Genomic DNA, 5,488 nt, shown 5'->3' with positions numbered 1-5,488 from the left:
TAACTAGTTGTAAATACCTAGTCGAACCCCTCCGAGACCTAGTCGTTACCACGCCCAACTCTAGTCGTTACCACGCCCAACCCTAGTCGCGAGCACTCTCAATCCTAGTCTTCAGCCCTCCGAAGCCTAGTCTTCAAGCCTTCTAGTGTCAGTGTCGGGTGTCGCGGGGAGCGAAGCGACACGCGACACGCGACACCCGACACTCAGATTTTTCGAGGTGCTCAGTGCACCCAGTCATCCCCGTGATCATGGCTATGGCCCTTTTCCTCGACCACCGGCTCGGGCGTTTCACGAACCACAGCCGTTTCGCGCTCGTGGACAGGTTGAACATGCTGGGGAAGATCGAGGCCCAGGTAGCGGTTGTAGCGCTCCACCAATTCCGATGATCTTTGAGGCCACAGCTCGTCGACCGTGAAGTGCTTCGAGCGGTCCGCGATGGCGACATTGCAGATGAAGGCTTCGGCATGGGCGCAGAACTGGGCGCATTTCGCCACGACCGCAGCCAGGTGCAGCCGATCGGCCAGGGCCGGGAACCACTTCCGGCCATTCTCGTGCCCATCGGGCTTCGCCAAGGCCTCCGGTCCCATGCCGCAATCATAGGCCGCATTCACGACCCTGTAGGCGCCGCTGCGCAGCGCATCGATCAGGGGCCAGCGCCTGGCCCCTGATCGAGCGGCCTGTTCGGCGTCGGCCGGCTCCATGGCGCCCTGCGGCGGCTCGTAGCTGTGGGGGTTTTCCTTGTGACGGCTGATTTCACCCCTGAGCAGCAGGTAGTCGCGCAGCTCGTCGGCATCGTCCCAGGACACCTCCACGGACTGCAATAGCTTCAGGAGGCTCCTGGAGGGCTGCTGGACGGCCTCACGGGCCTTGTCCATGACCGCCCCATAGGTTTCCGGAGAAAGGTGCTCACGGGCCGTCAGCTCGCGTCTGAGGCCCCGTTCGATCTTGGCATCGAGGTTGGTGGCGCACCAGGCCGCCCAGGAGGTCTGCAGGGCGGAGTATTCGTTCCGCTCCCCCGTGGCCGCCTTCAGCTCGTTCAGGGGCTTCTGGGTGGAGATGATGGGCTTGCCGCGGCTGTCGCGCACCGGCGCGATCATCAGATCCACCACCGCGCCGCCCTTCTCGTCCAGATCGAGGCGGACGCCGAAGACCGCGCCCTTGCCCGCCCAGCTTTCCGCCCAGGCCTTCGCCTGGTCGAAGAGGGCGATGTTGCGGGGGTTGGCGCGGTCGTGGACATCCCCCGCCTGCTGCACCCATTCCGGGGAGACGACGCAGAGGGCCTGCATGGCGATGGGGGCGTTCTTGCGCTCACCCGCCCCCAGCTCGGCCTTGTGGGCCTTGAAGGCTGCCAGGTAGTCCCGGTCCCCCTCGGCCTTCGACCAGGCAAGCGCCTCACCGGCCACGGCACCCTCCCGGACACGGGCACGCCCGACCTCGTCGGTCCGCTCGGCGTGGTGGGTCAGACCGCGCAGCTGGGCGATGGTCTTGATCTTGTTGACGCGGATGGCTGCCTTGAACATGGCCCCAGGGTAGAGGCTAAGGGTAGAATTGTCATTTGAAAATGACAACCCACTAGGCAATCCACTTCGTGCCGCTCCGCTGATTGCCATGGACCGGAGGCGCTGCGCCCTCCTGGACCTCCAGCGAGAAGTCACCCTTTGGACAGCTGTGCGCTGTCCCAGCCATAGGATTCTGGCTTGGGGGGGGTTAGGAATCCCGAATATCCAAGTGTTCTGGAATGCGGGTTTTTCCGCTGTAGTTGAAGATCGACCAACGAAATGCATCGCGTCGCATCTCCAACACCAAATCGTTTTGTGCTGTGGCGAGCGCTTTGTATTCTGGAGCGAGGGCCGGACTGTCTGGCGACAGTTGTGTATGCGCTTCACGATACTTCTGGTACAGGACACCCCAAGCCACTGTCACCGACTTGTCGGCGTAGAACAGAAGGCTTGGCAGGCGCTCCATTGCAGGGCGTAGTGTCGCGATGAATTCCTCTTCTGTTGTATCGTCATAAGTGTCGTCCAGAGGAGGGAGCGAACTCAAGAACTCTAGGTAGTGCTTCCGTTTTTCGGATAGGATGCGCTCAGATTCCGCATAGAACCTGCCGGTTATGAAGCCTAGAGTGGTTAAGGCGAGGCCACTAATGAATGTTAGGATGCTTAGCACATCGCCTCGTCGTCGTTCTCCCAAGCCCCTTCAGAGATCATCCTGTTCAAGACCGAAACAGTTGCTTTGCGCTGAAGGCCCTCGGACGTCGAGCCAGCGTTGTGGGAAAAAAAGTTGGCAGCTTTCGTGTGAGATAGCGTGTCGTCATTCTGAACATAGATCTGCTCTCTGGTCTCGTTCAGCTTAATGACGTCGCCAACCTGAGATATCAGAATTTCGTATGCTTGTTCGAGTGTCAGCTTGAAGCTGAAGCTCCAGCCCCCCTCAGAGACTGGAACCGTCACCATCTGGGTTGTGTCCATACTGATGCTCAGCCTGCTATGAGGTGGGACGATGACTAAGCTCCGGGGCTCAGTCATCGTCCTCCAAATCCGCAAAGAGATCATCGATGGAAGCGACACGGGTCACATCTCCGGCTCTCGATGCCTGAAGAGCGGCGACCGTTTCCTCGTTCGGGGCCTTCACCTCAAACGGAAGGGCTCTCTCTGCCACAGCTTGAACCAGCATCATGCGGATCGCATCCGACACGGTGATCCCCATTGCTTGGAACAGCTGGGTAGCTTGTTGCTTCGTCGCCGGGTCGATCCTTGCGCGAACAACTGCATCTGCACCAGCCATATCAAACATCCATGTAGTTACATTGTAGCTACAACTAAGATGATGATATTAGGGATTCGTTGCAATGCCCCTCCACCCCCTTCCAAACCTACCCGTGAGCACGAGCAGAACGAGTAGCACCATCAGTACATGCAGAACGTTAAGCACTGTCGGGGCTAGTGTTAACTACCTGATTTTACTTATAAATAATATGCCTTTCTGAAACATATGTTGCATCTGATAGGCTTGTGTTGATTTATATTGAAATGATACGAACACCCAAGTCTACTGAATGATGCATATCGATTTTTGCAAGAAGCTATCTAAGTTATTGAAAATAAACAATATTGAGGTCATATTCGATTTGAAAGGATGAACGACATGGCAAGTAAACCCACTTCTACCCGAGAGGCTTCTGCGATCGCTAAGAAACAGCTGGCGATCAGGGAGCTGCACTGGCCCACAGCCGATCCCTATTTGTGGGATCGCAAGGCGCACAAAGGCTTCACGACAATCCCGAAGACGATGCCCATGATTTTGAAGATCATGGACGAGATGACGAAGGGGGCTCCGGTCTCCTCCACCTATCTTACGCTTTGGTGCAATACTTGGGACAACTCCTTTGTAGTGCTTAATAAAAATGGAGAAATGGCCAACGCCTCCGGCTTTGGAGGGCAGAGAGGGGAGCACACCTGGCTCACTCGTGTGAAGAAGCTTCAGGATTTGCATTTTATCGATGTAAAGCCGGGGCGGTCTGGACCAATGGGGAATGCGATTATTTGGAATCCCCACCTCGTGATCCGTTGGCATCGAGGGCAGGGAACTCCTGGTCTTACAGCAGCTAGCTACAATGCGCTTTTGGAACATGCCTTGGAGATCGGGGCGCAGGATATGACCAGTGGCGATGTTCCGGGCTTCACGGCTCTTAGCCAAGAAGTCAGTCGTGACGAAGGAGAGAAGGCGAAATGAAGGCTCTGGATCGCACGACTAAGTTCCGGCGGGACCTTAAGAGAGAAATGAAGACCGACCCTGGCATCCAGAAGATTTTGAAGCCTGTGATTTCAGACCTTTTGGAGGGCAAGGCGCTGCCTGAGAAGATGAAAGACCACCCCCTGAGCGGGGACTGGAAGGATCATCGCGACTGCCACCTAAAGCCTGACTTGGTGCTGATCTACAAAATTGGTGAGGAGGCCGTTACGTTCGTGCGCTTGGGGTCCCACAGCGAACTCTTCTAGGAGGATTATCTATCGCCAAGCTACTTGGTCTTCCATGGCCAAACCCATCGTGGGCGATCTGCTAGTTTGTTCGCAAGATCACGCCAGTGATCCCGATCTGTTGCGGTTGTCGCCAACCGTTCTTTCAGCTGAGCATTTTCGGCTCGTGCTGCTGCGAGTTCTGATGCGATTTCCGGCTGGGCATGGATAAGTACTTCAGGTGGGCGCTGCTCTCTGGGCGCCCACTGAGCCGCTGCCCATCTATCAGCGTCTTCAGCGCGAACTTTCCAATGGTTCTTATTATCTCTTATGGCCTTCAGATCATGGCCTTCAATAGCTCGCATTACGCTGCGCCGACTGGTGTCGCAACGCTGGGCGACCTGTGCAGGTGATAGCATTTTTTGAGTGGGCGCGCTCATTGGGCGGACTGCCCACCCTGCCCACTTGCGGCAAAGGCTATCTCTCGAATGATCCGCTCCGGTCGTGGCTGCATGACACCGCCGATTTCAGCCTCCCGGCCCACTTGGTCACTCCAAGTGTCTCGTTCAGCTTCGCTCAAATTTTCCCACCAGAACCGCGCCGCTTCCTTCGAATCCGCGATCATCGGCGGAGCGTCATTAGTGGCCTGTCGCTTGCGCCGCGTAGAACTGTGCCGCTCGTTCTCGGTCGCAGTCTCAACCGCATCATGCGGGTCCTTCCAGCGCCAGTCGAAGCGAACTGCATGAACGGATCGTCCACGCTTCTCAGGGGTCATCTTTACCGTGACAGTCCCGTAGTCATTAATCGCTTCCAAAGCCGGTTCGAGAACCCATTGCCGGAAGTTGTTCCATCGGGAGTAGGACTTCTTGTCATCGACTCCCAACAGGGCGCGAAGCTCTTCCACGCTGAATGTCCAGTAAGGGCGTCCGAGACGTTTTTTGTCTGCTAGGATCGCATAGAGGCGGCGTCCGTGGCCGCTCAACTGGTGCGCGGCAGTGGCCTCAATCTTCGTGAAGGTTGTCGGACTACGAAGAGCATGGACGCCAGCAGGCGGGATCAGGAGGCGAGCAATACTTCCGCCTTGAACGATGTGCCATTGAGCTAGAACGACAGCGCCCCAAGGATCGCCTTTGTGCTCACCTGAGAGTTCGACCTTTGTCAGTCTCCGTAGGCACTCACGCAGCCAGACGTTATCAGCTCTCGATCCCTCACCGCGCAGCCGCTTTGTGGAGACTTCCAGCCACACGGCATTCTCCAGTGTTGCTGGTATACGCTGCTCATCCAGGGTCGCTGCAATTTCCCAAATGGTTGAAACCATCGCCGGGGCGAGGGGCAAATCGGATCGAAGCGCAACAACGCTGGATGGCACGGTAAGCTCTCTCATTAGACTAGGTTAGTTTGCAGGTAACTAGTTGTAAATACCTAGTCGAACCCCTCCGAGACCTAGTCGTTACCACGCCCAACTCTAGTCGTTACCACGCCCAACCCTAGTCGCGAGCACTCTCAATCCTAGTCTTCAGCCCTCCGAAGCC

8 protein-coding genes are annotated in these 5,488 nt (G+C 56.9%); 2 read left to right on the top strand and 6 right to left on the bottom strand.

What is annotated here, in order from left to right:
- Window positions 1–221: 221 nt before the first annotated feature.
- The 4 genes from DDE75_RS17015 to DDE75_RS17000 form a co-directional block, all read right to left on the bottom strand.
- Window positions 222–1,520: a plasmid recombination protein gene (locus DDE75_RS17015; RefSeq protein ID WP_108503574.1), complete on the bottom strand. Its 1,299-nt coding sequence runs from the start codon at window positions 1,518–1,520 to the stop codon at window positions 222–224.
- A 187-nt stretch (window positions 1,521–1,707) separates the two neighbouring features.
- A complete protein-coding gene (locus DDE75_RS17010) occupies window positions 1,708–1,965 on the bottom strand; it encodes a hypothetical protein (RefSeq protein ID WP_211659382.1) in 258 nt (85 codons plus the stop codon).
- A 194-nt stretch (window positions 1,966–2,159) separates the two neighbouring features.
- Window positions 2,160–2,453, bottom strand: coding sequence for a hypothetical protein (locus DDE75_RS17005; protein ID WP_162799109.1), 294 nt, complete (start codon window positions 2,451–2,453; stop codon window positions 2,160–2,162).
- A 64-nt stretch (window positions 2,454–2,517) separates the two neighbouring features.
- Window positions 2,518–2,793, bottom strand: coding sequence for a type II toxin-antitoxin system RelB/DinJ family antitoxin (locus DDE75_RS17000; protein WP_245894791.1), 276 nt, complete (start codon window positions 2,791–2,793; stop codon window positions 2,518–2,520).
- A gap of 351 nt (window positions 2,794–3,144) precedes the next feature.
- Between DDE75_RS17000 and DDE75_RS16995 the strand changes: the two genes are divergently transcribed.
- The gene (locus tag DDE75_RS16995; protein ID WP_211659381.1) at window positions 3,145–3,732 is read left to right on the top strand and encodes a hypothetical protein; all 588 of its coding nucleotides are present in this window, start codon (window positions 3,145–3,147) and stop codon (window positions 3,730–3,732) included.
- Window positions 3,729–3,998 (top strand): type II toxin-antitoxin system RelE/ParE family toxin, encoded by a 270-nt coding sequence (locus tag DDE75_RS16990; protein WP_108503571.1) that lies wholly within the window; start codon window positions 3,729–3,731, stop codon window positions 3,996–3,998. The genes DDE75_RS16995 and DDE75_RS16990 overlap by 4 nt, the downstream gene beginning before the upstream one ends.
- Before the next feature lie 20 nt (window positions 3,999–4,018).
- On the opposite strand, the gene DDE75_RS17890 is transcribed toward DDE75_RS16990, so the two are convergent.
- The gene (locus tag DDE75_RS17890; RefSeq protein WP_418304194.1) at window positions 4,019–4,375 is read right to left on the bottom strand and encodes a helix-turn-helix domain-containing protein; all 357 of its coding nucleotides are present in this window, start codon (window positions 4,373–4,375) and stop codon (window positions 4,019–4,021) included.
- A 17-nt stretch (window positions 4,376–4,392) separates the two neighbouring features.
- Window positions 4,393–5,340, bottom strand: coding sequence for a replication initiation protein (locus DDE75_RS16980; protein WP_108503569.1), 948 nt, complete (start codon window positions 5,338–5,340; stop codon window positions 4,393–4,395).
- Between the last annotated feature and the right edge of the window lie 148 nt (window positions 5,341–5,488).

It is taken from the genome of Paracoccus indicus (genome assembly GCF_003056335.1).
Taxonomy (GTDB): domain Bacteria; phylum Pseudomonadota; class Alphaproteobacteria; order Rhodobacterales; family Rhodobacteraceae; genus Paracoccus; species Paracoccus indicus.
Note: the sequence above shows the minus strand (reverse complement) of the source record. Positions and strands in the feature narration are given on the sequence as shown.